This window comes from Cellulomonas sp. P1_C4 (assembly GCF_056406355.1).
The window spans coordinates 238,262-261,074 of sequence record NZ_JBFUAI010000001.1 but is presented as its reverse complement, the minus strand read 5'-3'; the positions used below and the strand labels follow the sequence as shown (position 1 = coordinate 261,074).

Here is a 22,813-nt window from a genome sequence, read left to right as displayed (position 1 = left end):
CCACGATGAGCGCATGGGTGCTCCGTCCGCGGGACGGCCGGTGACAGCGCAGGGCAGCCCCGTCGGCGTGCTCGTGCTCGTGTCGGTGGCGCTCGCAATCTGTGCCGCATTCGTCGCCTGGCGCGTCACGACACCCGGCGAGTGCGCGCGGCTGACCTCGGCGCCCAGCGCGTGGACGACGACGGGCGTGCTCCCCACCGCCGAGGTCGGCTGCCCGGTGCATACGGGCGACGAGGCGACCGGCGTGATCGCGTCGTCGGTGGATTCCGTGCGGTACGCGGTCGTGCGCGACGGCGAGGATCTCGTCGTCGACGTCCCGCTCGGCCCGGCGGACATCGCGCCCCGGCTGGCGCCGGGATGGTCGACGCTGCTGTTCGTCGGCTCGCTGGTGGGCGTCGGTGCCTACGCATTCGTCCGCCGACCGCGCGACCGGGCCGCCCAKGCCCTCCTGCTCATGGGGACCGGGCTCGCCACCAGCACGATCGTGTACCTGCTCGAGCTCCCCCTCCACGGCGGGTTCTCGCCGTGGCCCCGCAACCTGTTCCTCGGTGCTGTCGTCGGCTGCTACCTGCTCGGGTGGGGCGGGGTGCTCGCGTTCGCGCTCGTCTTCCCGTGGCGAACGCCGTGGTCCCGGTTCGCCGCACCGGCAGCCGTCGCGCCCGCACTCCTCGCGACGGCGGTGGCGGTGATCGGCTCGTTCGCCGGTCCGTTCGTAGCCGCGAGCGCCGCCATCGACGCCGAGGCCGCACTCACCCTGGTGGTGTTCGGCGTCGCGATCGTCGTGTTCGCCCTCCGGGTGCGCGGCGGCGCACCAGACCAGGATGCCGCGCGGCAGGTCCGGTGGGTCGGCCTCACCGGGGCGGCCGCGCTGATGCTCGCCGCCGCGCTCTGGCTCGTCCCGCAGCTCGTCATCGGTCGGTCCTTGCTGCCCGGCACCTGGATCGGGCTGCCGGGCCTCATAGCCGTGGCCGGACTGCTCGTCGCCCTGCTGCGGCAGCGACTCTTCGGCCTCGATGTCGTCCTGCTGCGCACCCTCGTCGCCTCCGGGCTGGCGCTCGGCATCGTCACGGTCTACACGGGGATCACGGCCCTGCTGGGCGCCTCCGCCTCGGCCGTGGTGCCCGTGCAGGTGGCGCTGGTGGCCGCCGCAGGGGTCGCGCTCACGCTGGATCCCATGCGCCGGGGGCTGACCCGGCTCGGCCGCCGAGCGCTGTACGGCGACCGGGACGACCCGTACCGCGCGCTCAGCCGGCTCGGGGAACGGATCGCGGACGCCACCCGACGCGACGTCCTGCCGCTGGTGGCCGACGAGATCGCGCAGGCGCTGCGGTCGCCGTGGGTCGGGATCGCCGCCGTCGGAAGACCGCTGGTCGTGGCCGGCCCGTCGACCAGCCCACCCTCCGACGACGGCGTCGAGGCCCTCCCCCTCGTGCACCACTCGGAGCGCCTCGGCACGCTGCGGATMGCCCGGCGCCGACCCGACGAGCCGTTCGACCCCGCGGAGCGGCGGCTGCTCGCCGGCCTGGCCGGGCGGGTCGCCGCGGCGGTCGCCGAGGAACGCCTGGACGCCGCCGTGCGAGCCTCTCGCGAGCGCCTCGTGCTGGCCCGCGAGGAGGAGCGCCGCGCGCTGCGCCGCATGCTCCACGACGAGGTCACCCCGACCATCGCCGGCATCGCGCTGCGGGCGGCCACCGCCCAGGCGCTGGTCACCGCGCCGGGGCGGGAGGGCGAGCTCGATCGCACACTCGCCGGCATCGCGGTGTCCGCCACCCAGGCTGCGGCCGAGGTCCGTGAGCTCTCGTACGGCCTGCGTCCCCCCGCGCTCGACGAGCGCGGGCTGGTGCTCGCGCTCCGGGAGCACGCCGACGAGCTCGCCGTGAAGGTCGACGTGGTCAGCGACCTCGGCCCGGAGGTCCTGCCCGCCGCGGCCGAGGTGGCGGCGTACCGCATCGCAGTCGGCGCGCTGGCGAACGTGGTCGCGCACGCCGACGCCACGCGCGCGCAGGTGGCGATCGAGCGCCTGCCTGACGCTCTGCGCGTCACCGTGCAGGACGACGGCACCGGGATGGCGCCCGGGACGCGGGCCGGGGTCGGCCTGACGTCGATGCACGAGCGTGCCGGTGAGCTGGGCGGCGAGCTCGTCGTCTCCCAGGTGCCCGGTGGCGGGACACGCCTGGTCGCCGTCCTGCCGCTGGTGGCGGTCGGGGCATCCACATGACCGGTGACGCCACCCGCGTGGTGGTCGCCGACGACCACCCGCTGTACCGCGAAGGGCTCGTGGGTCTGCTGACGGCAGCCGGCGACATCGTCGTCGTCGCGCAGGCGGGCAACGGCGCGGACGCGGTCACGCAGACCGAGGAGCTCACACCGGACGTCGTCGTGCTCGACCTCAAGATGCCCGAGCTCGACGGCGTGGAGGCGACGCGGCGCATCGTCACGGCGGCGCCGCACACCGGCGTCCTCGTCCTCACCATGTACGACGACGACGCTCTCGTGTTCCGCGCCATCCAGGCGGGCGCGCGCGGGTACGTCCTCAAGTCCGAGCAGCCCGCCACGGTGCTCGCAGCCGTGCGGGCGGTCGCGCGCGGCGACGCCGTGTTCGGGCACGAGCTCGCCGGCCGGCTCGCCGCCTGGTTCGCCGCGGCGCCGCCCGATCTCGGCCCGTTCGTGCAGCTCACCCCCCGCGAGCACCAGGTGCTGGACCTGCTCGCGCGCGGGCTCGGCAACCCGGCGATCGCCGACCGGCTGGGGATCAGCGCGAAGACGGTGCGCAACGTCGTGTCGAACGTGCTGGTCAAGCTGCAGGTCGCCGACCGCGCCGCGGCGATCGCGCGCGCCAGGGACGCGGGCCTCGGTCGGGGCTGAAGCCTGGTGTCAGGACGCGCCGTCCATCTCGGTCATGTCACCGGTGGCGGGGTCTGACCCCGTCGGGGCGTACCGCAGCTGGACCGCTCCGGCGCTCCCCGTCACCGGCGGCTCGAGCAGCGTGAGCCCCGACGCCCGGACGCCGTCGGGGAAGACCTTCTTCCCCTGGCCGAGGACGATCGGGTAGACCCAGAGCGTCAGCACGTCGAACAGCCGCTCGGCGAGCAGCGTCTGGACGAGGTCAACGCTGCCGATGACGTGCGTGTTCTCGTGCCGGTCCCGCACGGCCCGGATCTTCGAGACGACGTCCGCGCCGAGCAAGATGGTCCCCGCCCAGCCGAGGTCCGGCGTCCCGCGGCTGGCGACATACTTGGGTACGGCATTGAGCTGGCGCGCGATGTCGCCGTCCTGGTGCGGCCAGTACGCGGCAAAGATGTCGTACGTCCGTCGCCCGAGCAGCAACGCGTCCATGGCCGCGATGCCGGCGCCCACCTCACGGCCGACGACGTCGTCGAACAGCGGCGCCTGCCAGCCGCCGAAGGGGAAGCCGTCGGACGAGTCCTCCTCGGGGGCGCCCGGCGCCTGCGCGACGCCGTCGAGGGTGACGAACAGGTCGATGTGCAGGCGGCCCATGGCAGCTCCTCGGATGGTCCTCGGTCTGGGCGACCGTTCGAGGGTAGCCCCGGGTCCGTTGGGGAGGTCAGCCCCCGCCGACGCTCGGCGACGCGTGGACGAGTCGATCGCCCCCGGGCAGTGCGCTCGTCGCGGCCAGGACGAGCGCGAGGACGCCGAGGCCGACGGGGAGCGACCAGACCGTCGCGACGACCCCGACGAGGAGCGGGCCGCCGGCGTCGCCGAGCTCGCGGCCCACCTCGGCGGTGCCCATGGTGCGACCCATGCGCTCATGGGGTGTCGTCTCGGCGAGGTAGGCGAACGCGAAGGGCGTCGACACCCCGATCCCCGCCCCGATGAGGCCGCCTGCCGGGTAGAGACCGACGACGGAGGGCAGCACGGCGGCGAGCAGGGCGCCGCCCGCGGCCAGGAGCAGCCCGCCCGTCATCCCGGCGGGGTCGGTGAGACGGTTCCGGTCGCGCAGGGCACCGGCCAGAGGTTGCGTCAGGGTCGAGCACAGCGCCAGGACCGAGGCGATCCCCAGGGCGGCCAGCAGGCCCGCCCCGAGGTGGTCGGCCAGGGCGGGCAGGAACCCGATGGCCGCCCCGAGCGCGCCGGTCGACGCCGCCAGGACCAGGGTGGGGATCACGAACTGTCGGTGGGTGGACTGCCGGACCACGTCGGCGACGGTGTAGCGCGGGCGGGGCAGCGGCTCGATCCGGGGCAGCCGGACGGCGACCCAGACCGCGGCCAGTGCGGCGACGGCAGCCAGCGTGACGAAGAGGAGCGGGAACCCGCCCAGGTGCAGGAGTGCCGCGCCGATCAGCGGACCGAGGGTGTAGCCGAGGGCCTTCCACGAGCCGTACCGCCCGAAGTACCGGCCGGCCCGGCCCGGGCCCGCGAGCCGGGCGACAGTGGCGGACGAGGCCGGGGAGAACGCCGACGCAGCCGCCCCCTGCCCCAGCCGGGCGAGCACGAGGACCAGCGGCTCCGACCCCCACACCCCGATCGACGACGTGACGGCGAAGGCGACGAGGCCGCCGACGATCACGGGCTTGGCGCCGATCCGGTCGCTCAGGGATCCGAACACCGGCTTGAGGACGACCTCGGCGACGTCGTAGATCGCGATCAAGAAGCCGATGCGCAGCAGGTTCAGCCCCAGGCTCTCCCCGCTGGCACCGAGTCCCGCGGCGACGCTGTGGGCCCCGAAGGCCGTGACGAAGCCGGCCGCGTACAGCGGTCGCAGCGCACCCGTCGGCCGCTCGATGCTGCGCTCCGCCTCTGCCATCAGCTCGTCGCGCCCGATTCCTCGCGGTCCAGGTACGCCCGCCCGCGCGGCGAGAGCCGGTAGCCGACCTCGAGGCTGTGCGTCAGGCCGAGCTCCTTGAGCCGGCGGACGTCCCGCTTGAACGGCGCCGTCTCGCGCCCCACCGAGGCGGCCAGGTCGGGCGCGCGGGTCGCCGGGCGGTCGCGGATCAGCTCGAGCGTCTGCCGCGTCCACCGGGTGGTCGCGTCCCAACGGGCCAGCGTGGCCGCGAGCGTCGCCAGCTGCTCCGCGGTGAACGACGTGTCGGCGGACAGCGCCTCGCGCGGGTCGGGACCGCCCCACGACAGCCCGATCCGGTATAGCGGGAGCTCGGTCCGGCCGCCGACGACCTCGTCGACCGACGACGCACCGGCCGCGCGTGCCTCGTCAACCGTCGCGCCGCTGACCTCGTCGACGGTTCCGACGAGCACGACGCCCACCGACGACAGGAACGAGCCGCCGGGCTTGACCCGGGGCGTCGCCCATCGCCGGAACGCCAGCGTCACCTCGCCGCTGCGGATCCCGTCGGCGATCCGCTGGTTGAGGAGCATGCCCACCATGATGGGCGATTGTCGAATGCGTCGTGGGTCGAGGTCGCTGGTCAGCGGGGCGCGACGAGCCACGCCAGGAAAGCCTCGACAGGCCCGCGCTCGGCGGCGGACGCGAAGGGGCCGAGCTTGTCGTGGACACTGTCGCCGTGCGCGCGAGCTGGTCGAGCCGATGGCTCGCTCCGGGCGCTTCCCGGGCCAGGTGTGACGACGGCGCGCGGACCTCAGGGCAGCTCACCCATGCCTGCCCTGCGGGCGCGGCGGATGGCCTCGGCCCGGTCGGGGACGTCGAGCTTGGTGAACAGCGACGACACGTGGTTGCGCACTGTCTTGTCGGAGATGAACAGCTCCCGCGCGATGCGCCGGTTGTCGTGGCCGCGGGCGACGAGCTCGAGGACCTCCCGTTCCCGGTCGCTCAGCCGGGGGAAGACCTCGCGCCCGGGTTGAGCGGCGAGCCCGGCGAAGTAGTCGACGAGGCGGTCGGCGACGGTGGTGCTGAACACGGCGCCGCCGGCGGCGACGGTCTGCACCGACTGGATCAGCTCGGCACGGCCGGCACCCTTGACCACGTAGCCGCGGGCACCCGCGCGCATCGCCGCGACGACGGCGTCGTCCTGGTCCGCCATCGTCATCACGAGCACGCGGGTCTCGGGGCTCGACCGGAGCACCGCCCTGGTGGCGTCGATTCCGGACCCGTCAGGCAGGTTGAGGTCCATGAGCACCACGTCCGGGCGGAGCTCGCTCACCAGTGCGAGCGCGGCGGCCACGTCGTGAGCCTCACCGACCACCTCGAGCCCTTCGGCGCCGGCGAGCGCCGCGCGCACGCCGTCGAGGAACAGCGGGTGGTCGTCGACGAGCAGCACGCGGGTCATCGCGGCCCTTCCAAGGTCGAGGGGAGCACCGCGCGCAGCTCGGTACCGGGTCCGGGGTCGACGGCCCGCACGGTGAGGGATCCGCCGATCTCCTCGGCGCGCTGCCGCATCGACGCGATGCCGAGGCCCGATCCGGGACGCGGGTCGCGGCCGCCGTCCGGCCCGACACCGTCGTCGACGACGACGAGGGCCAGCGCGTCGGCGCTCCGGGTGAGGGTCAGGACGATCCGGTTCGCGTGCGCATGTCCCGAGACGTTCGCGAGGGCCTCGGCCGCGATCCGGTACGTCGCGACCTCGGTGGCCGCACCGAGCTCGCCCACCTCGTCGATGGCGACCTCGACAGCGAGCCCGGATGTGCGGTGCCGCTCCGCGAGCAGCACCAGCGCACGGGCGAGCCCGAGGTCGTCGATGCCGGGCGGTCGCAGCCCGTTGGAGATGGTGCGCACCTCCGCGACCGCGTGGCCGACGCTGCCACCGGCGGCCTCGAGGAGGGCGCTCGCGGTGGGATCGGCCACCAACGCCTGCGCGGACTCGACCTGGAGCCGCAGGCCGGCCAGCGTCGCCCCCACGCCGTCGTGGAGCTCCCGCCGCAGACGCTGCCGCTCGGCCTCACGCGCGGCGACGAGCAGCTCGCGGCTGCGTTGCAGCTCCTGGTGCAGCTGCAGGGCGGCGATCGAGGGCGCCACGAGATCGGCGATGCCCGCGAGGATGTCCGCATCCCGCTCGGTGACGACGACCTCGCCCGGGCGCGGCGCGACGACGAGCCACCCGGCCGTCTCGCCCCGATGCCTCATCGCGAACCGCTCGCCGGACGTCGACGAGTCCCCGGCCCTCGCCAGCCGTCGCTCCTCGCCGTCGACGAGCAGCCACACCTCGGCCGCGCCCAGCCGCAACGACGAGACGACGCTCTGGCACACCACCTCCGGGACCGCGGCGATGTCGAGCCCAGGCGCGGCGAGCCGCGACGAGAGTCGGGACGTCACCGCGTACGGGTCGGCGCGGTCGCCGTAGAACAGGCGGTCGGCGCCGGCCCACAGCCGTCGACCCAGCGGGTGGATCAACGCGCCCGTCACCCCCGCCGCGACGGCGGCGCTGAGCGCCGAACGCTCGTCGCCGACCGCCTGCAGCACCGCGAAGACGCTGAGGTAGACACCGATCAGGCAGATGGCGAGGCTCGCGGTCACCAGGGCACGACAGACCGCCGTGTCGAGGTCGTAGAGCCGGTGGCGCGTGACCGCCACCCCGATCGCGATGGGGACCAGCGCCACGGCGGCGGCCTGGACGAGCACGTCGACCGGACTGGGGAGCAGACCCTGCGCCAGCGTCGCCGCGACCAGCGTCCCGGCCGCGACCAGAAGGACGACGACCTGCCGCCGACGAAGCCCCTGCGACCGACGCAGCCGGAGCACGAGGCTCCACACCGAGGCGATCGTCGCCGGCACCAGCAGGACCGCCGCGGCGACCGCCAACACCTTCGCCACGCCCTCGTTGGTGACCGGCTTGGCGATCGGGACCGCGCTCTGGAAGTCCTCCGGGTAGAGACCGACAGCGAGGGCGAGCAGGACGATCCCTGCACCGGCGGCGGACGCGACGACGCGCCAGATCCGACCGGGCAGCAGCCCGTCCGGGTACAGCAGCGGGACCCCGGTCACCAGCGGCAGGAACCCGGGGACCCAGAGCCAGCTCTGCAGCTGGACGAGGATCCCGACGAGGTCGCTCGGCTCGGACGCGACGAGCGCGAGGGCGGCCGTCAGCACGGCGAGCGCGGACGCGAGCCCCGCGCCGAGCATCACCCACGCGAGCGCCCGCGTCCCCCGAGCAGGGGCCCGCCCCAGGAGAATGACGAGCGCGGTCACCGGGTAGACGAACCCGACGGTCGCGTCGACGACCAGCTGGGGGGCCGGCGGCAGGTGCCAGACGTCGCCGATGGTCATGAGCGCGACCGCGGCGACCGATGCGCCGCACGCGAGCGCGGCGACCAGGCTCGCCCAGCGGTGGCGCAGCACGAGGCGCACCGACGCCCCACGCCCGGGCTGACCGGGTCGCGGGGCGGGGCGGACCGACTGGTCGACCACAACGGCCATGGCGGGGATCCTAGATCCCGCACTGCTCGGTCGAGGGCTCAACGGGGTTGCGGCGCTGCATCCAGGCGGCGACCGCCGAGACCACGCCGAAAGCGAGCGCCAGGAGCGACCACGTGGTCCCCTCGCCGAACGCGAGACCGGCGAGGCCGAAGCCCAGGCACGAGACGGCGACCCACGCGACGAGCGAGCGGCCGGCCGGCAGCAGCGCCGCCAGAACTGCCAGGACGATGAGCGTGACCGACGTCCAGGCCATGTCGAACAGGTGCGGGTTCTCCGAGTGGAGGCCGGTCGTCGCCAGGTTCTGGAGCGCGAGCTGGTTGATCGCGTACGGGGTCAGGAACGCGGCCAGGGCCAGCGCGAGAGGAGCGAGCACGGGGTCGATGCGGACCGGACCCCGCAGCCGCGGCCGCCGCGGCATCGCGAGCCAGAGCAGGGCGCCGGTGATCACGATGACGCCGATCAGGAACGGCGCGCCGCCCCCGGGAGCCACCACCGCACAGACGACCCCGGAGCCTGCGAGGGCGAGGTGCAGAAGGCCCGTCGCCGTGGACGGTCGGCGCCCGCTCCACCCGGCCCGGACCAGCGGCAGCAGTGCCCCCAGCCACAGCGCACACAGGATCAGGCCCTGGCCGGTCGCCTGGTGGAAGCGGTGGTCCGGCTCGATGCCGGTGACGAGCATGCGGGTGAGGTTGACGGTGAACACGACGGGGAGCGCGGAGGCCAGGAAGGCCGTGACGCCGACAGCCGCGCGGCGCCGCCAGCTCGGCGTCACCGCCGGCTCAGGAGCGGAGTGGGAGGTGGACGTGGCACTGAGGGTTGTTGTTGTCATGACCGCTACGGTCGTCGGCCGGGTGTCCCGGGCACATCGCCGAGGTGTCCCGGAGTTGTCCCGGCCCGAGCACGCGACGGGACCGTCACCCTCACCCCGCCGGCCACCGGGGGTCTCCGCGTCGCGCTCCACCTGCCCGCCGCACCACCTGACGATCGGGGAGGAGAGCCGCCGACCGACGAGACCGTTCGACCGTCGATACGGTGGCATGAACCGCGAATGTTCCTGCCCGAAGAGGATGGTGAGTCGTGACCACGTACCGAGTCGGGTACTTCGTCGGAAGCCTGTCGTCGACGTCCATCAACCGCACCCTGGCGAAGGCGCTGGTCCGCCTGGCGCCGGACGACCTCGAGCTCAGCGAGATCCCGATCAAGGACCTCCCGCTGTACAGCCCCGACTACGACGACGACTTTCCCGCCGAGGCCCAGGCGTTGAAGGAGGCGCTCGCCTCGGTGCAGGCCGTCCTGTTCATCACCCCGGAGTACAACCGGTCCATCCCCGGCGGGCTGAAGAACGCGATCGACTGGGCCTCGCGACCGTGGGGCCACAACTCCTTCGACCACATCCCCGCGGCCGTGATCGGGATGTCGACGGGACCCATCGGCACGGCCATGGCCCAGCAGAGCCTGCGCGGGGTGCTCAGCTTCGTCAACGCCCGGCAGATGACGGCGCCCGAGGCCTATCTGCGCTGGACACCGGACATGTTCGCGGACGACGGGGAGGTGCTCCTGGAGGCCACCGAGGCGCTCCTGCGCCGGTTCATGGCCGAGTTCCGCGAGCACCTGGTGCGCGTGCTGACGGTCCTGCCCCGGGCGTGAGCGGGCCGCGCACGAGACGACGAAGGGCCGCAAGGACGGGAGAGTCCTTGCGGCCCTTCGCTGGGGCGGTCGGGTGCTACCCCGCGTGCTTGATGCGGAACGCGTCCTGCGCGGACGTGTCGAACGAGCCGCCGACCGTGATGCCGTAGGTGCCGTCAGCGGTCGTCCACTGCCCGGCGCCCGCGTCCCAGTACTGCAGGAGGTGCAGGTCAGCGAGGTCCGCTGCCGAGAGGGTGATCTCGACGTTCTCGGACTTCCCGGCACCGAGCGTCACCTGCTTCCAGCCGACGAGCCGCTTGGACGGCTCGCCGGTGCTCGACGGCAGCTCGACGTAGGCCTGCGCAGTCTCCGTCCCGGTCGTGGTGCCGGTGTTGGTCAGACGGAACCGGATGGGGATCTCCTTGCTGCCGTTCGTCGTCGACGGCGTCGTCTGGAGCTTGTCGTAGGAGAACGACGCGTAGGACAGGCCGTAGCCGAAGGGGAACAGCGGCTTGATGCCCTGGGAGGCGTACCACCGGTAACCGACCTTCATACCCTCGGAGTAGTCGACCTGACGGATCTCGAGGGAACCGGCCGGGCGCACCGTGGAGCCGTCGGCGAAGACGCCCGGGTACTGGGCGACGGAACCTGCGGTGGGCAGGTCCGCCATCGACTTCGGGAAGCTCATCGGGAGCTTGCCGCTCGGGTTGGTGTCACCGAAGAGCAGCGCGGCCGTCGCCGGCCCCATCTGCTCACCCGGGTACCAGGTCTCGAGCACACCCTTGACCGAGTCGAGCCACGGCATGACGACCGGGCCACCGGTCTGCAGCACCACGACCGTGTTCGGGTTGGCCGCGGCGACCGCGCTGACCAGTGCGTCCCCGTTGCCGTCGAGACTCAGGTTGGCGCGGTCCGCGAACTCGCCCTCCTTGTAGTACCCGAACACGACGACGACGTCTGCGCCGGCCGCGGTTGCAGCCGCGGTGGCGAGGTTGGTGCCGTTGTCGTAGCTCACCGTGCTGCCGTTGGCGGCTGCACGCGCCGTGATGCTGCCGAGCGGCGCGACGACCGACTCCGCGCACGCGCTGGTCACGCTCGTGCCGTACGTGCAGACGCTGGAGGCGTCGACGTCGCCGACGGTGGCCGTCTGTGCCGCCGTCTGGCCGATCACGGCGATCTTCTTGCCAGCACCGCCGATCGGGAGAATCCCCGCGTCGTTCTTCAGCAGGACCGAGCCCTTCTCGGCGACCTCGCGCGAGACCGCCTTGTGCTCCGCGGTGGTGACGACCGCCTGCGCGACGGCCGGCTTGGCCACGTCGAAGAGCCCCGCAGCGATGTGGGACCGCACCACGCGCAGCGCGGCATCGTCCACGTCTGCCTCGGTGAGCCTGCCCGCAGTGATTTGGTCCTTGATCAGCTGCGGCGTCCACTCACGCCAGGCGTTCAGCTCCTGGTCCAGGCCCGCGCTGAGCGACGGAGGTGTGTCCGTCAGGTGGTGCGTCGAGCCGAAGTCGGTCATGACGAAGCCCTGGAAGCCGATCTCCGTCTTGAGGATCTGCCGCAGCAGGTTGTCGCTGCCGCACGCCCAGGCCGTGTTGACATGGTTGAACCCGCACATGACGCTGCCGACATTCCCGCGGTCGATCCCGATCTCGAACGGCAGGGTGTAGATCTCCCGCAGCGTCCGCTGGTCCACGTTCGAGGAGCTCAGCTGGCGGTCGACCTCCTGCTCGTTGGCCACGAAGTGCTTGAGCTGCGCGGCCACGGGACGGTCGGGGTTGCTCGTGATGCCGTGGGATCCGGCCGCGGCGGTCAGACCACCGAGCAGCGCATCCTCACCGAGGTACTCCGACGTTCGTCCGTTGAGCGGCGTCCGGCCGCTGGCCAGCGCGGGAGCGAGCAGGACGTTCCGCGACTTCAGCCAGGCCTCATCCGCCTGCGCGGCGCCCTTGCTGAACGCCAGGTCCGTGTTCCATGCCGCGGCCTGCGCGATCGGCGCGGGGAAGTACGTGACCCCCGTCCCGGCACTGACGTTCTGCGGCCCGTCGGCGTAGGCGATGGCGGGGGTGCACGGCACCTGCGCCGGCATGGTGAAGGGCGTCTGGTCGATGACGACCGACGCAGGGATGTTGCGGGGGCGCTGCCGGACGAACACCGTCTGGGTCGGGTTGTTCGCCGCCTGCTCGTTGAGCCACCGGAGCTTCTGGTCCAGCGACGACGCGGCGAGGAGCGCGTGGGCGCGCTCGTCGGCCGACTTGGAGACGTCCATCCACGGATAGCTGGCGCACTCGGCGTTGACGGCGTCGGCCGACGCCGCCGTGGGGATGAGAGCCAGGGGAAGGGTCAGGCCTGCGGCCACTCCGCAGGCCGCGGCGATGCGACCAAGAGGTGATCGACGATCGGGCTGAGCGCCCGGGCGGGGAGAGCGTCGGAGCAGTGACATTCGTCCTCCTTGACGATGGATGCTGCTGACTTGCCCGCATGATTTGAAACGCTTCATTCGCGGGCAAGCGACACACTACGGACGTTTCGCACGTGGGGTCAAGATGTCCGAAACATCTGATACCGCTTCAATTTCTCGACAAGAAAATAGCATTTGACCTGGCTTTATATGGGACACCGCGCGTTTCAATCGGCCGGGCACCGGCTCCGTCGCGCCCCGCCTCGACGGGCGTCTTCGCACCGAGAAATGAAGCGTGTCAATCGATCGACGTCAGGCTCAGCTCGCGGTCAAGCGGTCGAGACCCGTCGTCAGCTCGTGCCTTCCCGCCATCAGCTCGACGACGCCGTCCGCGCCGAGATCGACGCGCGCCCGCGCGCCGGGTGGGACGGTCACGGCGATCGACACGTTCGCGCCGTCGGTGGACCACCGCACCGCTGCCCTGCCCGACGAGGTCTCGAGCCACGCCTCGGCCCATGTCAGGCCACCACCGGGGCGCGGAGCGATCTCCAGCTCGTCGCCGGCCGGCGAGGTCTGGCGAAGGCCCGCGACCGTCCCGTGCAGCCAGTCTGCGACGGCGCCGAGTGCGTAGTGGTTGAAGGACGTCATGTCACCGGGGTTCACGGTCCCGTCCGGCAGGATCGAGTCCCAGCGCTCCCAGATGGTCGTCGCACCCTGGCCCACCATGTACAGCCACGACGGGCACGCCGTCTGCATGAGCAGCGCGTACGCGCGATCGAGGTGCCCCGTGCTCGTGAGCGCCTCCAGGACGACGGGCGTGCCGACGAAACCCGTCGCGACGACGTCGCCGCCCGCCTCGACGAGCCAGGCGAGCCGGTCACCGGCGGGGGCGCGCAGCTCGGTGGGGAGCAGGTCGAAGGCCAGCGCGAGCGCGTAGGCCGTCGGGGCGTCGCTCGTGAGCCGCCCGTCCGGCAGGACGTAGCGACCGACGAACGCCTCCCGGACCTCGGCGGCCAGAGCGCCGAACCGTGCCGCGTCCCCGGTGCGACCCAGCACGTCCGCCATCCGGGCGAGCAGGTGCGTCGAGCGGGCGAAGTAGGCGGTCGCCACGAGGTACCGGTCCGTTCGAGCGTCCGCCGGGTCGTCCGGCGGCGCGGCCGGGTCGAGCCAGTCGCCCAGCTGGAACCCGTCGTCCCACAGGCGGTCCGGACCTGCCAGCCGCTCGACGCACTCCACCCAAGCGCGCGCCGAGTCGAACTGGCGGGCGAGCACGTCGCGGTCGCCGTAGCGCTCGTACAGCGTCCAGGGCACGATCACCGCGGCATCGCCCCAGGCGGCCCCGGGGCGCGGCGGCGACCACATCGGGTTTCCGTAGATCGTCGGGACGAACCACGGCACGGTCCCGTCGGGGAGCTGCTCGAGCGCGAGATCGCGCAGCCACGACGACAGCAGCCCAGCGCAGTCGTAGAGGAACGTCCCGGTGGGTCCGAACACCTGGATGTCGCCCGTCCAGCCGAGCCGTTCGTCACGCTGCGGGCAGTCCGTCGGAAGCCCGACGAAGTTTCCTCTCATGCTCCAGACGACGTTGTCGTGCAGTCGGTTGAGTCGGGCGTCCGACGACGCGAAGCCACCGGTGCGCCGCATGTCCGAGTGCAGGACGCGAGCGACGACGTCGCCGGCACGCAGCTCGCCGGGCCAGCCCTCGACCTGGGCGTAGCGGAAGCCGTGGATGGTGAACCGCGGCTCCCACTCCTGCGGGCCGCCGGGGCCGAGCACGTACTCGTCGACGGAGTAGGCGCCACGCAGGGGGCGGACGTGGAGGTCGCCGTCCTGCAGAACCTCGGCGTGGCGGAGCCGGATGACCGTGCCCTCCGGACCGTCGACGCGGATCCGCAGCCGACCGACCAGGTTCTGGCCGAAGTCGAGCAGGGCGGCTCCGTCCTGCGTGCGGGTGATCGAGATCGCGGCCAGCTCCTCGGTGCACCGGATCGGGGGCCCCTCGGGTGCCACGAGCGTGACGGGGTCACGATCGACGACCTCGACGGTCGACCAGCCGCTGTCGTCGAAACCAGCCATCGACCACCCCGGAGCGGCGAGGCGGGCGTCGTGGCGCTCGCCCTCGTAGAGACCGGAGCTGAGGATCGGACCCTCGCCGGATCGCCAGCCCGGGCCCGTCGCGACGACCTGTCGGGTGCCGTCGGCGAGCTCGACCTCGAGCTGGGCGATGAGCGCGAGCCGGTCACCGTAGATGTCCCGGTTGCCGCCGTCGAACCCGAGGCGCCCCCGGTACCAGCCGTCGCCGAGGAACGCGCCGACCGCGTTGGGCCCCTCCCGGACGAGGTCGGTGACGTCGAACGTCGAGTACCGCAGCCGGTGCGGATACACGGTCCACCCCGGCGCGAGCTCCTCGTCGCCGACGCGGACACCGTTCAGGTACGGCTCGACCAGGCCGTGCGCCGAGACGTACAGCCGCGCGGCGACGGGCCGCTGCGCCACCTCGAACACGTGCCGCACGAGCGGGGACGGCCTCAGGTCGGCGTCCTCGACCGGTCCGGGTGCGGCGACCGCCCTGGCCACCCAGTCGGACGGGTCGAGCAGCCCGGCCTCGACGGGGGTGCCCGCGGACCAGGGCGACTCGCGCCCGTCGGCGTCCCGGACGCGCACCGACACGACGACACGCTGTCGGGAGCGCAGCGCGTCGAACGGCCAGTCGACGAGGCTCTGGGATGCCGCGGGGATCCACCCGGACGTCCGCTCGGGTCGACCCTCGGCCGAGACACGCAGCTCGTACGCGGTCGTGCGCCAACGGTCGGGTGCTCGATCGAGCCGCCAGGAGACCCGGGGGCGCGCCTCGCCGATGCCGAGTGCATGCACGTGGTGCTCGACGGTGGGCGCTGCCACGGTGATCGCGGCCGGCTCGTCGGGCGCAGACGCCGGTCGGGGTTCTGTCAGCACGGTCAGCCCTTGACCGCTCCGGCGGACAGCCCGCGCATGACTCGCTGGTTCAGGAAGATGTAGAGCACCAGGACGATGAACATGTTGATGCAGATGGCCGCGAACGTGGGCCCGTAGTCGACGGCACCGAACTGCCCGGTGAAGTTGAGCAGGCCGACCTGGACCGTGCGGAGGTTGTCCTGGGTGGTGAAGGTCAGCGCGATGAGCAGGTCGTTCCACAGGAAGAAGAACTGGACCAGCGCGATCGTGAACACGGCGTTGCGCATCATCGGGAAGCCGATCGACCAGAACGAGCGGACCGCGGACGCCCCGTCGAGCGTGGAGGCCTCGAAGACTTCGCGCGGGACTGATCGGAAATAGGTCGCCATCATGAACACGGTCAGCGGCAGGCCGATCGCCGTGTACGTGATGATCAACGGCCACAGGGTGCTGGTCAGGTGCAGCTTGAAGTACACGGTGAACAGCGGCAGCAGGATCATCTGGCCGGGGATCATGATGCCGGCCAGGAAGAGCAGCAGGACGCCGCCGCGGCCCTTGAAGACCATGACCTCCAGTGCGTACCCGGCCGCCGTGCCCAGCACGACGACCAGCGCGAGGGCGGGGAAGACCGCCAGCACCGAGTTGCGCAGGTACAGCGCGATGCTCGACCACGCCTCGGTGTAGTTGCTGAAGTTGGTGAAGCTGTCCGGCAGCGACCACGTGGGGTCGTTCAGGAACTCGTCCTGGGTCTTGAAGGACCCGAGCAGGAGCCAGAGCAGCGGGTACACCATCACGACCAGCAGGACGGTGACCCCGGCGTACAGCGGGATCCGGCGGATTCGCCGACGTGCCCGACCGGGACGAGCCGGTGCGGAGACGGGCTGGGGCATCTGCGTCAGGGTGGTCATGGGCTCAGTCCTGGGTGATGTCGCGGCGGTTCGCGCGGAAGATGAAGAGGGTGACGATCAGGCACAGGATCGTGAGGGCGAGTGCGATCGTGGAGCCGTAGCCGTAGTCGCCGTAGAAGAACGACGTCCGGTACATCAGCAGGGTCAGCGGCGTCGTCCCGCTCCCTGGCCCTCCCCCGGTCAACGCGTAGATCGAGTCGAAGACCTTGAGGGTGCCGTTGATGCTGAAGATGATCGACGAGACCAGGACCGGCAGGGACAGCGGAAGCACGATGCTGCGCACGAGCCGCCAGCCGGCGGCGCCGTCGAGGCGTGCGGACTCGAGCAGCTCGTCGGGGACGTCGACCAGGCCGGCGTACAGCAAGACGGCGTAGAACCCCATCGACCGCCAGATGTCCATCAGCGCGATCACCCAGAATGCGTGACTCGCGGTGCCGAACCAGTCGACCGCGTGCAGTCCGACGGCCTCGAGGAGGGCGTTGACCGGGCCGGTCTGCGGCGCGAACTCGAAGAACTTCTGGAACAGGAGCGCGACCGCGACCGTGGGCAGCACCACCGGGAAGAAGACCAGGGTGCGGATGGTCGCCGACGCCTTGCGCAGGAAGAAGATGTAGAGGAGAGCCAGCAGGTAGCCGACCGTCACCTGCCCGATGGTGATCACCACGGCGTACTTCAGGGTGAAGACGAGTGCTTCGCGCGCGGCCGGGTCGGTGAAGAGCTTCTGGAAGTTCTCGAGCCCGACCCACTCGAACCCGGTGACGACGCTGCCGCTGAAGAACGTGTACCCCAGTGACCACACCATCGGCAGCAGCATGACGAGCGAGTACACGAGCAGTGCTGGCCCGAGCAGCAGCAGGATGGCGCGCTTGTCGCCCAGGACACGGTTCATGGCAGAGGCTGCCTCTCATCATCGAGGGGTGTCGATCGGTAGTGCGGCGGGCCGATGGGCAACCATCGGCCCGCCTCACTGGTCGTGCATCGGGCGGGGTGTCAGGAACCCAGGCTCGCCTGGACCTGCGACATGAAGTCCTCCCCGGTGAGCTGTCCGGAGCCGAGCAGGCCGCCGTCGTTCTGGCTCGTGGTGGTGCCCTCGGGGCTGAAGTAGGCCTCGAACCAGAGGATGCTCTCCTGGGTCTTGCCGATCTCGTCCTGGACCAGCTGGCTCAGCGGAGAGACCTCCACGTCGCCGTTCACCTTGAAGCCGGTCACCTGGCCGCTGTCCCGCAGGGCGACKGTGCCGTAGTTCGCAGCGATGCACTTGACCCAGTCCTGCGTGGCGGTGTCCTTGAAGCCCTTGGACGAGATCGCCATGGCGGTACCGACGTTCGCCGGCATCTGGTCGGCATTGCCCTTGCCGCCGTCGACGGCGGGGAAGTGCATGAAGCCGATGTTGTCGGCTCCGACCTTGTTCTGCTCGGGGTCGCTGAAGTTCGACACGGCCCACGAGCCCATGTAGATGAACGCTGCGTCACCGGTCAGGAAGGTGTTGAGCGCGGTGGTGTAGTCGATCGACGTGGGCGACTCGCCGAAGTAACCCTGCTTGCCGAGGTCGGCGATCGCGTCGGCGGCCTTCACGTACTCCGAGTCCGTGAGCTTGGCCTTGCCGTCGCGCACGTCCTGCAGCGCCGTCGGGCCGAGGTCACGAGCGATGTAGTTGCCCACCCACCGGGTCACGCCCCAGCCGTCGCCACCCTTGCCGGCCTGGGAGATCGGCTGGATGCCCGCCGCCTTGAGCTTGGCGAACGCGTCGGTGAGCTCGGTCCACGTCGTCGGGACCTCGATGCCGTTGTCGGCGAGGATCTGCTTGTTGTACCAGATGCCCTCGATGTTCAGCTCGGTCGGCAGCACCAGCTGCTTGCCGTCGTACAGGTTCTCGATCACCGACGTCGCCGCGGGCAGGACGTCGTCCGCGATGCCGAGCTGGTCGAGGGCCGCGCCGGCGTCCTGCAGGGTGCCCTGCTCGGCCAGCTGCGCGTTGAGCGACGGGGCGTTCGCGCTGATGAACAGCTGCGGCAGGGCATCCTGTCCCGCCAGCAGCTGGAGCTGCTGGTCGAGCGTCGACTGCGCCTGCTTGGTGATCTTCAGAGGCTGCGCCTCGTTCTCCGCCTTGCACTCGTCGGTGCTCAGCGTGGTCAGTGTGGTCGGGATCGTCTCGTTCTCGTTGATGGCGAGGAACGACAGGTCGGATGCGGCCTTGCCCGATCCGTCGGACGACGAATCGCTGGATCCGGATCCGCTGCACGCGGTCAGCGCCAAGGTCGCGCTCAGGCCGACGACGCCCGCCAGCAGCGCCCGCCGGCGCTTCAGCATCGAGTTCACAGTTCCTCCTTGAAGTGCGAAGCATGGATTGAAGCGTTTCAAAACGTAGACCCCACTCGATCAACGGTCAACCCGCGTTGCCAAACTGTGACGTGACCAGGTTCGATGTTCTGGCGGCGCCCAGGGATCCGATCCATCTGGTGGGGCGAAGTTGGCTCGATTCAATCGGCGGGCGAGATGTCGCCGCGTCGAGGGCAGAGCACGGGACAGGGCGGCTACGCTCATCTCGCGATCACCGACAGGGAAGGAGTCATCGTTGCCTCCCGAGCAGACGAACCGGCCGACCTCGAGGCCCCGGCCGAGCGTCGACGACGTCGCGTCCCTCGCGGGGGTCTCGTTGGGCACCGTCTCCAACGTCCTCAACCACCCGGACAAGGTCGCCGTTGCCACCCGTGAACGGGTCGAACGCGCGATGTCGATGCTGGGCTACGTCCCCAACACCGCCGCCCGGTCGTTGAAGTTCGGCTCGACGCGGTCGATCGGCCTGATCGTGTCCGACCTGAGCAACTCCCTGTTCGTCGACATCGCCCGGGGAGCCGAGAGCGGCGCGGAGCACGGTGGCCTCACGCTCCTCATCGCGAACAGCGACGCACGGATCGAGCGGGAGTCGAACTACCTCGCGATGTTCGCGCAGTCGCGGGTCACCGGCGTGCTGATGACGCTCAACGACGCCGCGCACTTCGCCGCCGTCTCGCGTCGCGCCCCGACCGGCATCCCCCTCGTGCTGCTCAACTTCAGCGCCCCGGTGTCGCAGTACTGCAGCGTCGACGTCGACAACGCCCTGGGCGGCTACCTCGCGACCAAGCACCTCATCGAGACCGGTCGGCGCAAGCTGGCGTTCGTCGGCGGGCCGACCGAGCTGCAACCCGTCGTGGACCGCGGCAAGGGCTTCCACCAGGCGGTGGGCGAGCATCCCGACGTCACCTCCGAGGTGATCACCCCGGAGTGGATCAACCGGTCCGACGGGTGGTCGGCAGGCGTTCACCTCGCAGCCCGGGTCGCCGCCGGCGAGATCGACGGGATCTTCGCCGCGTCCGACCTCCTCGCGGCCGGGATCGTCCAGGCGCTCTCGAGCACGGCAGACATCCGCGTCCCCGAAGACGTCGCGATCGTCGGCTACGACAACAACCAGGCCGCCTGGGACAGCCCCATCCCGATCTCCACCGTCGCCCAACCGGGAGACGACGTGGGACGGCTGGGCGCCCTCCTGCTCCAGGAGGAGGCCGCTCACCGGGACGGCCATCACGAGCACTCGGCGATCGTGCTGCCGCCTCGCCTCATCGCTCGACAGAGCTCGAGCCCCCGAACCTGAGACGAGCTGTCAGTCCAGCGCCACGTCGACGTTCGGCGCCGAGCCGACCGCCGGGTGGTCGGTCAGGGTCGTCGCCGCCCAGGACGCGAGGAGCTTCAGAGCGTCCGCGGACGGCGACCCGGGAACCGCCGAGTACACGTTGAGCTGCAGCCCGGGGTCGGCGGGCAGGACGAGGGCCTCGTAGTCGAGCTCGAGCAGACCGACCGCCGGGTGGTGGAACACCTTGGTCCCGGAGCGGTGGTAGCGGACGTCGTGCGACGCCCACAGGCGGCGGAAGTCCTCGCTGCGGGTGGACAGCTCCCCGACGAGGTCGGTCAGGCGCTTGTCGTAGGGGTTGCGGCCGGCTTCGGCACGCAGGATCGCGACGGCGTCGTGCGCCATGCGGTCGGCCTTCTCGCCCCAGAACGCCCGCGCGCCGGCCGGGTCGAGGAACTGGAAGCGGGCGGTGTTGACCGGTCTGCCGGGCACGCGCTGCGGCGAGTCGTAGAGCGGCGAGTACAGCGCACGGCCGAGCAGGTTGGCGCCCAGCACGTCCAGCCGACCGTTGCGCACGAACGCCGGCGCACCCTCCAAGGCATCCACGATGCGCTGGACGACGGGACGCAGCACGGACGTCGGCGCCGTGCGGGCTCGCGACCGGGCGGCGCCGGACGCGTTGGCGGCACGGGCCAGGTCGAACAGGTGACCGCGCTCGGCCTCGTCCAGCTGCAACGCCCCTGCCAAGGACTCGAGGACCTCCTCGGAGACACCCGACAGGTTCCCCCGCTCCATGCGCGTGTAGTAGTCGATGCTCACTCCGGCGAGCATCGAGACCTCCTCGCGGCGCAGCCCCGGCACGCGCCGGTTGCCGCCGTATGCCGCCAGTCCGGCGCGCTCCGGCGTGATGCGGCCGCGACGCGTCATGAGGAACTCACGGGTCTCCGCGCTCAGGTCCATACCGCGACGGTACGTTCCGGCGTCCGCGGCGGGGAGGTACTGGCGTTACCGGGTAACGACAGACCCTCCCGGGACGCTCCAGGCGTTCGTACCGTGACATGCATGACGACGACCGCGGTCCCCACCCTCACCCTGAACAACGGCGTGACCATGCCCGCCCTCGGATTCGGTGTCTTCCAGACCCCACCCGCGGAGACGGTCGCCGCCGTCCGCACCGCCCTGGAGGTCGGCTACCGGCACATCGACACCGCCGCCGCGTACGGCAACGAGCGTGAGGTCGGCCAGGCGATCCGCGAGGCCGGACTGGCTCGCGACGAGATCTTCGTCGAGACCAAGGTCTGGATCAGCGACTACGGGTACGACGAGACGCTGCACGCCTTCGACAAGTCCGCCGGCAAGCTCGGCGTGGACACCATCGACCTGCTGATCCTGCACCAGGCGCTCCCCAGCCGGTTCGATCTCACGACCGACGCCTACCGCGCCCTGGAGACCCTCCTGGCCGACGGCGTGGTCCGGGCGATCGGCGTCTCCAACTTCATGCCGGACCACCTCGCCCGGCTGCTCGAGGCCACCACCGTGGTCCCTGCCGTGAACCAGGTCGAGATCCACCCGTACTTCCGCCAGCCGGCCGTCCTCGCCGCCGACGCCGAGCACGGCATCGTGTCCCAGGCGTGGTCACCCATCGGCGGCATCACGTTCTACCGCGACGCGGGCCACACCTCGACGCTCGAGGACCCGACGATCACGGGGATCGCCGCCGCCCACGGCAGGTCGCCGGCGCAGGTGATGCTGGCCTGGCACCTGCAGCAGGGCCGCTCCGCCATCCCGAAGTCGGTCACGCCGGCACGCATCGCGGAGAACTTCGCCGTCGTAGACATCGAGCTCACGGTCGACGAGCTCGCGGCCATCGACGCGCTGGACACGGGACGCCGCGGAGGACCCACCCCGGACGCCGTGACCCTGGAGATCTTCGGGCGCGCCATCCCCGAGGCCTGACGCCCAGCCACACCGAGGAGAGATCTCATGCAGTACCGCCTGCTCGGACGCACCGGCGTCCAGGTCAGCCCGCTGTGCCTCGGCGCGATGATGTTCGGCCCCTGGGGCAACGACGACCGCGCCGACACGACCCGGATCATCCACCGCGCGCTCGACGCCGGGATCAACGTCGTCGACACCGCCGACGTCTACTCCGCGGGGGTGTCCGAGGAGATCGTCGGCCAGGCGCTGACCGGTCGCCGCGACGACGTGTTCCTGGCGACGAAGTTCTTCATGCCCATGGGCGACGGCCCGAACCAGGGCGGAGGGTCACGCAGGTGGATCACGCGTGCCGTCGAGGACTCCCTGCGCCGCCTGGGCACCGACTACATCGACCTGTACCAGGTGCACCGACCCGGCCCGGACACCGACGTCGCCGAGACGCTCGGCGCCCTGAGCGACCTGGTGCACCAGGGGAAGGTCCGCTACATCGGCTCCTCGTCGTACTCCGGGTCGCAGATCGTCGAGGCCCAGGCCGTCTCCCGCGAGCGGCACCTCGAGCGGTTCGTCACCGAGCAGCCCCCGTACTCGATCCTGGTGCGCGGCATCGAGGAGGACGTCCTGCCTACGACCCAGCGCCACGGCATGGGCACCCTCACCTACAGCCCGCTCGCCGGCGGCTGGCTGTCCGGCCGCTGGCGCAAGGACTCCGCCGGGGCGCCGACCTCGTCGGCCCGCCCGAGCGCGCGGTTCGACATGACCAGCCCCGCCAACCAGCGCAAGCTCGACGCCGTCGAGGATCTCGCCCTGCTCGCGTCGCACGCGGGACTCGGCCTCATCGAGATGGCGATCGCGTTCGTGATCAACCACCCCGGTGTGACCTCGGCGATCGTGGGCCCGCGCACCATGGAGCAGCTCGAGTCCTACCTGCCCGCCACCGAGCTCACCCTGAGCGCCGACGTGCTCGACCGCATCGACCAGATCGTCGCGCCGGGCGTGACGATCAACCCGGACGACAACAGCTACGGCACCCACGAGCTCACCGCCGGCGCCCGACGCCGCTGACGAGCACCGACATGGCCACGTGGAACCCCTCCGACCTGGCCGCCCTCGAC

The 22,813-nt window shown here is 71.5% G+C and carries 18 protein-coding genes; 6 read left to right on the top strand and 12 right to left on the bottom strand.

Features of this window, described 5'->3' with window-relative positions:
- Window positions 1-13: 13 nt before the first annotated feature.
- Together AC1DYZ_RS01210 and AC1DYZ_RS01205 are read left to right on the top strand one after the other, a co-directional pair.
- Window positions 14-2,218, top strand: coding sequence for a sensor histidine kinase (locus AC1DYZ_RS01210; protein ID WP_477063401.1), 2,205 nt, complete (start codon window positions 14-16; stop codon window positions 2,216-2,218).
- Window positions 2,215-2,865 carry a response regulator transcription factor gene (locus AC1DYZ_RS01205; RefSeq protein WP_477063400.1) on the top strand — a complete coding sequence of 217 codons (651 nt, stop codon included), beginning with the start codon at window positions 2,215-2,217 and terminating at the stop codon, window positions 2,863-2,865. The genes AC1DYZ_RS01210 and AC1DYZ_RS01205 overlap by 4 nt, the downstream gene beginning before the upstream one ends.
- Window positions 2,866-2,874: 9 nt before the next feature.
- Here AC1DYZ_RS01205 and AC1DYZ_RS01200 read toward each other — a convergent pair whose 3' ends face one another.
- The 6 genes from AC1DYZ_RS01200 to AC1DYZ_RS01175 all read right to left on the bottom strand — a co-directional run bounded on the left by AC1DYZ_RS01200 (window position 2,875) and on the right by AC1DYZ_RS01175 (window position 9,116).
- Window positions 2,875-3,498, bottom strand: coding sequence for a dihydrofolate reductase family protein (locus AC1DYZ_RS01200; protein ID WP_477063399.1), 624 nt, complete (start codon window positions 3,496-3,498; stop codon window positions 2,875-2,877).
- A 67-nt stretch (window positions 3,499-3,565) separates the two neighbouring features.
- Window positions 3,566-4,765: an MFS transporter gene (locus tag AC1DYZ_RS01195; RefSeq protein WP_477063398.1), complete on the bottom strand. Its 1,200-nt coding sequence runs from the start codon at window positions 4,763-4,765 to the stop codon at window positions 3,566-3,568.
- Window positions 4,765-5,343 carry a hypothetical protein gene (locus AC1DYZ_RS01190; RefSeq protein WP_477063397.1) on the bottom strand — a complete coding sequence of 193 codons (579 nt, stop codon included), beginning with the start codon at window positions 5,341-5,343 and terminating at the stop codon, window positions 4,765-4,767. The genes AC1DYZ_RS01195 and AC1DYZ_RS01190 overlap by 1 nt, the downstream gene beginning before the upstream one ends.
- A 212-nt stretch (window positions 5,344-5,555) precedes the next feature.
- The gene (locus AC1DYZ_RS01185) at window positions 5,556-6,203 is read right to left on the bottom strand and encodes a response regulator (protein WP_477063396.1); all 648 of its coding nucleotides are present in this window, start codon (window positions 6,201-6,203) and stop codon (window positions 5,556-5,558) included.
- Window positions 6,200-8,287 carry a sensor histidine kinase gene (locus tag AC1DYZ_RS01180; protein WP_477063395.1) on the bottom strand — a complete coding sequence of 696 codons (2,088 nt, stop codon included), beginning with the start codon at window positions 8,285-8,287 and terminating at the stop codon, window positions 6,200-6,202. Before AC1DYZ_RS01180 ends, AC1DYZ_RS01185 begins: the two co-directional genes overlap by 4 nt.
- 10 nt (window positions 8,288-8,297) lie before the next feature.
- The gene (locus tag AC1DYZ_RS01175; protein WP_477063394.1) at window positions 8,298-9,116 is read right to left on the bottom strand and encodes a hypothetical protein; all 819 of its coding nucleotides are present in this window, start codon (window positions 9,114-9,116) and stop codon (window positions 8,298-8,300) included.
- Between the two features lie 248 nt (window positions 9,117-9,364).
- Here AC1DYZ_RS01175 and AC1DYZ_RS01170 point away from each other — a divergent pair, with 248 nt between their 5' ends.
- Window positions 9,365-9,934 (top strand): NADPH-dependent FMN reductase, encoded by a 570-nt coding sequence (locus AC1DYZ_RS01170; RefSeq protein ID WP_477063393.1) that lies wholly within the window; start codon window positions 9,365-9,367, stop codon window positions 9,932-9,934.
- 76 nt (window positions 9,935-10,010) lie between these two features.
- On the opposite strand, the gene AC1DYZ_RS01165 is transcribed toward AC1DYZ_RS01170, so the two are convergent.
- From AC1DYZ_RS01165 to AC1DYZ_RS01145, 5 genes are all read right to left on the bottom strand, one after another.
- Window positions 10,011-12,356: a beta-glucosidase gene (locus AC1DYZ_RS01165; protein ID WP_477063392.1), complete on the bottom strand. Its 2,346-nt coding sequence runs from the start codon at window positions 12,354-12,356 to the stop codon at window positions 10,011-10,013.
- 276 nt (window positions 12,357-12,632) lie between these two features.
- The gene (locus tag AC1DYZ_RS01160) at window positions 12,633-15,269 is read right to left on the bottom strand and encodes a family 78 glycoside hydrolase catalytic domain (RefSeq protein WP_477063391.1); all 2,637 of its coding nucleotides are present in this window, start codon (window positions 15,267-15,269) and stop codon (window positions 12,633-12,635) included.
- 2 nt (window positions 15,270-15,271) lie between these two features.
- Window positions 15,272-16,156: a carbohydrate ABC transporter permease gene (locus tag AC1DYZ_RS01155; protein WP_477063390.1), complete on the bottom strand. Its 885-nt coding sequence runs from the start codon at window positions 16,154-16,156 to the stop codon at window positions 15,272-15,274.
- A 4-nt stretch (window positions 16,157-16,160) separates the two neighbouring features.
- Window positions 16,161-17,045: a carbohydrate ABC transporter permease gene (locus AC1DYZ_RS01150; protein WP_477063389.1), complete on the bottom strand. Its 885-nt coding sequence runs from the start codon at window positions 17,043-17,045 to the stop codon at window positions 16,161-16,163.
- 101 nt (window positions 17,046-17,146) lie between these two features.
- Window positions 17,147-18,466, bottom strand: coding sequence for an ABC transporter substrate-binding protein (locus AC1DYZ_RS01145; RefSeq protein ID WP_477063477.1), 1,320 nt, complete (start codon window positions 18,464-18,466; stop codon window positions 17,147-17,149).
- A gap of 265 nt (window positions 18,467-18,731) precedes the next feature.
- Between AC1DYZ_RS01145 and AC1DYZ_RS01140 the strand changes: the two genes are divergently transcribed.
- The gene (locus AC1DYZ_RS01140; protein WP_477063388.1) at window positions 18,732-19,787 is read left to right on the top strand and encodes a LacI family DNA-binding transcriptional regulator; all 1,056 of its coding nucleotides are present in this window, start codon (window positions 18,732-18,734) and stop codon (window positions 19,785-19,787) included.
- A gap of 9 nt (window positions 19,788-19,796) precedes the next feature.
- On the opposite strand, the gene AC1DYZ_RS01135 is transcribed toward AC1DYZ_RS01140, so the two are convergent.
- A complete protein-coding gene (locus tag AC1DYZ_RS01135; RefSeq protein ID WP_477063387.1) occupies window positions 19,797-20,723 on the bottom strand; it encodes a helix-turn-helix transcriptional regulator in 927 nt (308 codons plus the stop codon).
- Window positions 20,724-20,825: 102 nt separating this feature from the next.
- Between AC1DYZ_RS01135 and AC1DYZ_RS01130 the strand changes: the two genes are divergently transcribed.
- Complete coding sequence (locus AC1DYZ_RS01130) at window positions 20,826-21,719, top strand: aldo/keto reductase (RefSeq protein WP_477063386.1); 894 nt, start codon at window positions 20,826-20,828, stop codon at window positions 21,717-21,719.
- Window positions 21,720-21,746: 27 nt separating this feature from the next.
- Window positions 21,747-22,763: an aldo/keto reductase gene (locus AC1DYZ_RS01125; RefSeq protein ID WP_477063385.1), complete on the top strand. Its 1,017-nt coding sequence runs from the start codon at window positions 21,747-21,749 to the stop codon at window positions 22,761-22,763.
- Window positions 22,764-22,813 lie beyond the last annotated feature (50 nt).

Bases quoted from the DNA above. Each gene is read 5' to 3' on its own strand.
- AC1DYZ_RS01205 (WP_477063400.1), top strand. From the start codon at position 2,215: ATGACCGGTGACGCCACCCGCGTGGTGGTCGCCGACGACCACCCGCTG.
- AC1DYZ_RS01200 (WP_477063399.1), bottom strand. From the start codon at position 3,498: ATGGGCCGCCTGCACATCGACCTGTTCGTCACCCTCGACGGCGTCGCG.
- AC1DYZ_RS01195 (WP_477063398.1), bottom strand. From the start codon at position 4,765: ATGGCAGAGGCGGAGCGCAGCATCGAGCGGCCGACGGGTGCGCTGCGA.
- AC1DYZ_RS01190 (WP_477063397.1), bottom strand. From the start codon at position 5,343: ATGGTGGGCATGCTCCTCAACCAGCGGATCGCCGACGGGATCCGCAGC.
- AC1DYZ_RS01185 (WP_477063396.1), bottom strand. From the start codon at position 6,203: ATGACCCGCGTGCTGCTCGTCGACGACCACCCGCTGTTCCTCGACGGC.
- AC1DYZ_RS01180 (WP_477063395.1), bottom strand. From the start codon at position 8,287: ATGGCCGTTGTGGTCGACCAGTCGGTCCGCCCCGCCCCGCGACCCGGT.
- AC1DYZ_RS01175 (WP_477063394.1), bottom strand. From the start codon at position 9,116: ATGACAACAACAACCCTCAGTGCCACGTCCACCTCCCACTCCGCTCCT.
- AC1DYZ_RS01165 (WP_477063392.1), bottom strand. From the start codon at position 12,356: ATGTCACTGCTCCGACGCTCTCCCCGCCCGGGCGCTCAGCCCGATCGT.
- AC1DYZ_RS01155 (WP_477063390.1), bottom strand. From the start codon at position 16,156: ATGACCACCCTGACGCAGATGCCCCAGCCCGTCTCCGCACCGGCTCGT.
- AC1DYZ_RS01150 (WP_477063389.1), bottom strand. From the start codon at position 17,045: ATGAACCGTGTCCTGGGCGACAAGCGCGCCATCCTGCTGCTGCTCGGG.
- AC1DYZ_RS01135 (WP_477063387.1), bottom strand. From the start codon at position 20,723: ATGGACCTGAGCGCGGAGACCCGTGAGTTCCTCATGACGCGTCGCGGC.
- AC1DYZ_RS01130 (WP_477063386.1), top strand. From the start codon at position 20,826: ATGACGACGACCGCGGTCCCCACCCTCACCCTGAACAACGGCGTGACC.
- AC1DYZ_RS01125 (WP_477063385.1), top strand. From the start codon at position 21,747: ATGCAGTACCGCCTGCTCGGACGCACCGGCGTCCAGGTCAGCCCGCTG.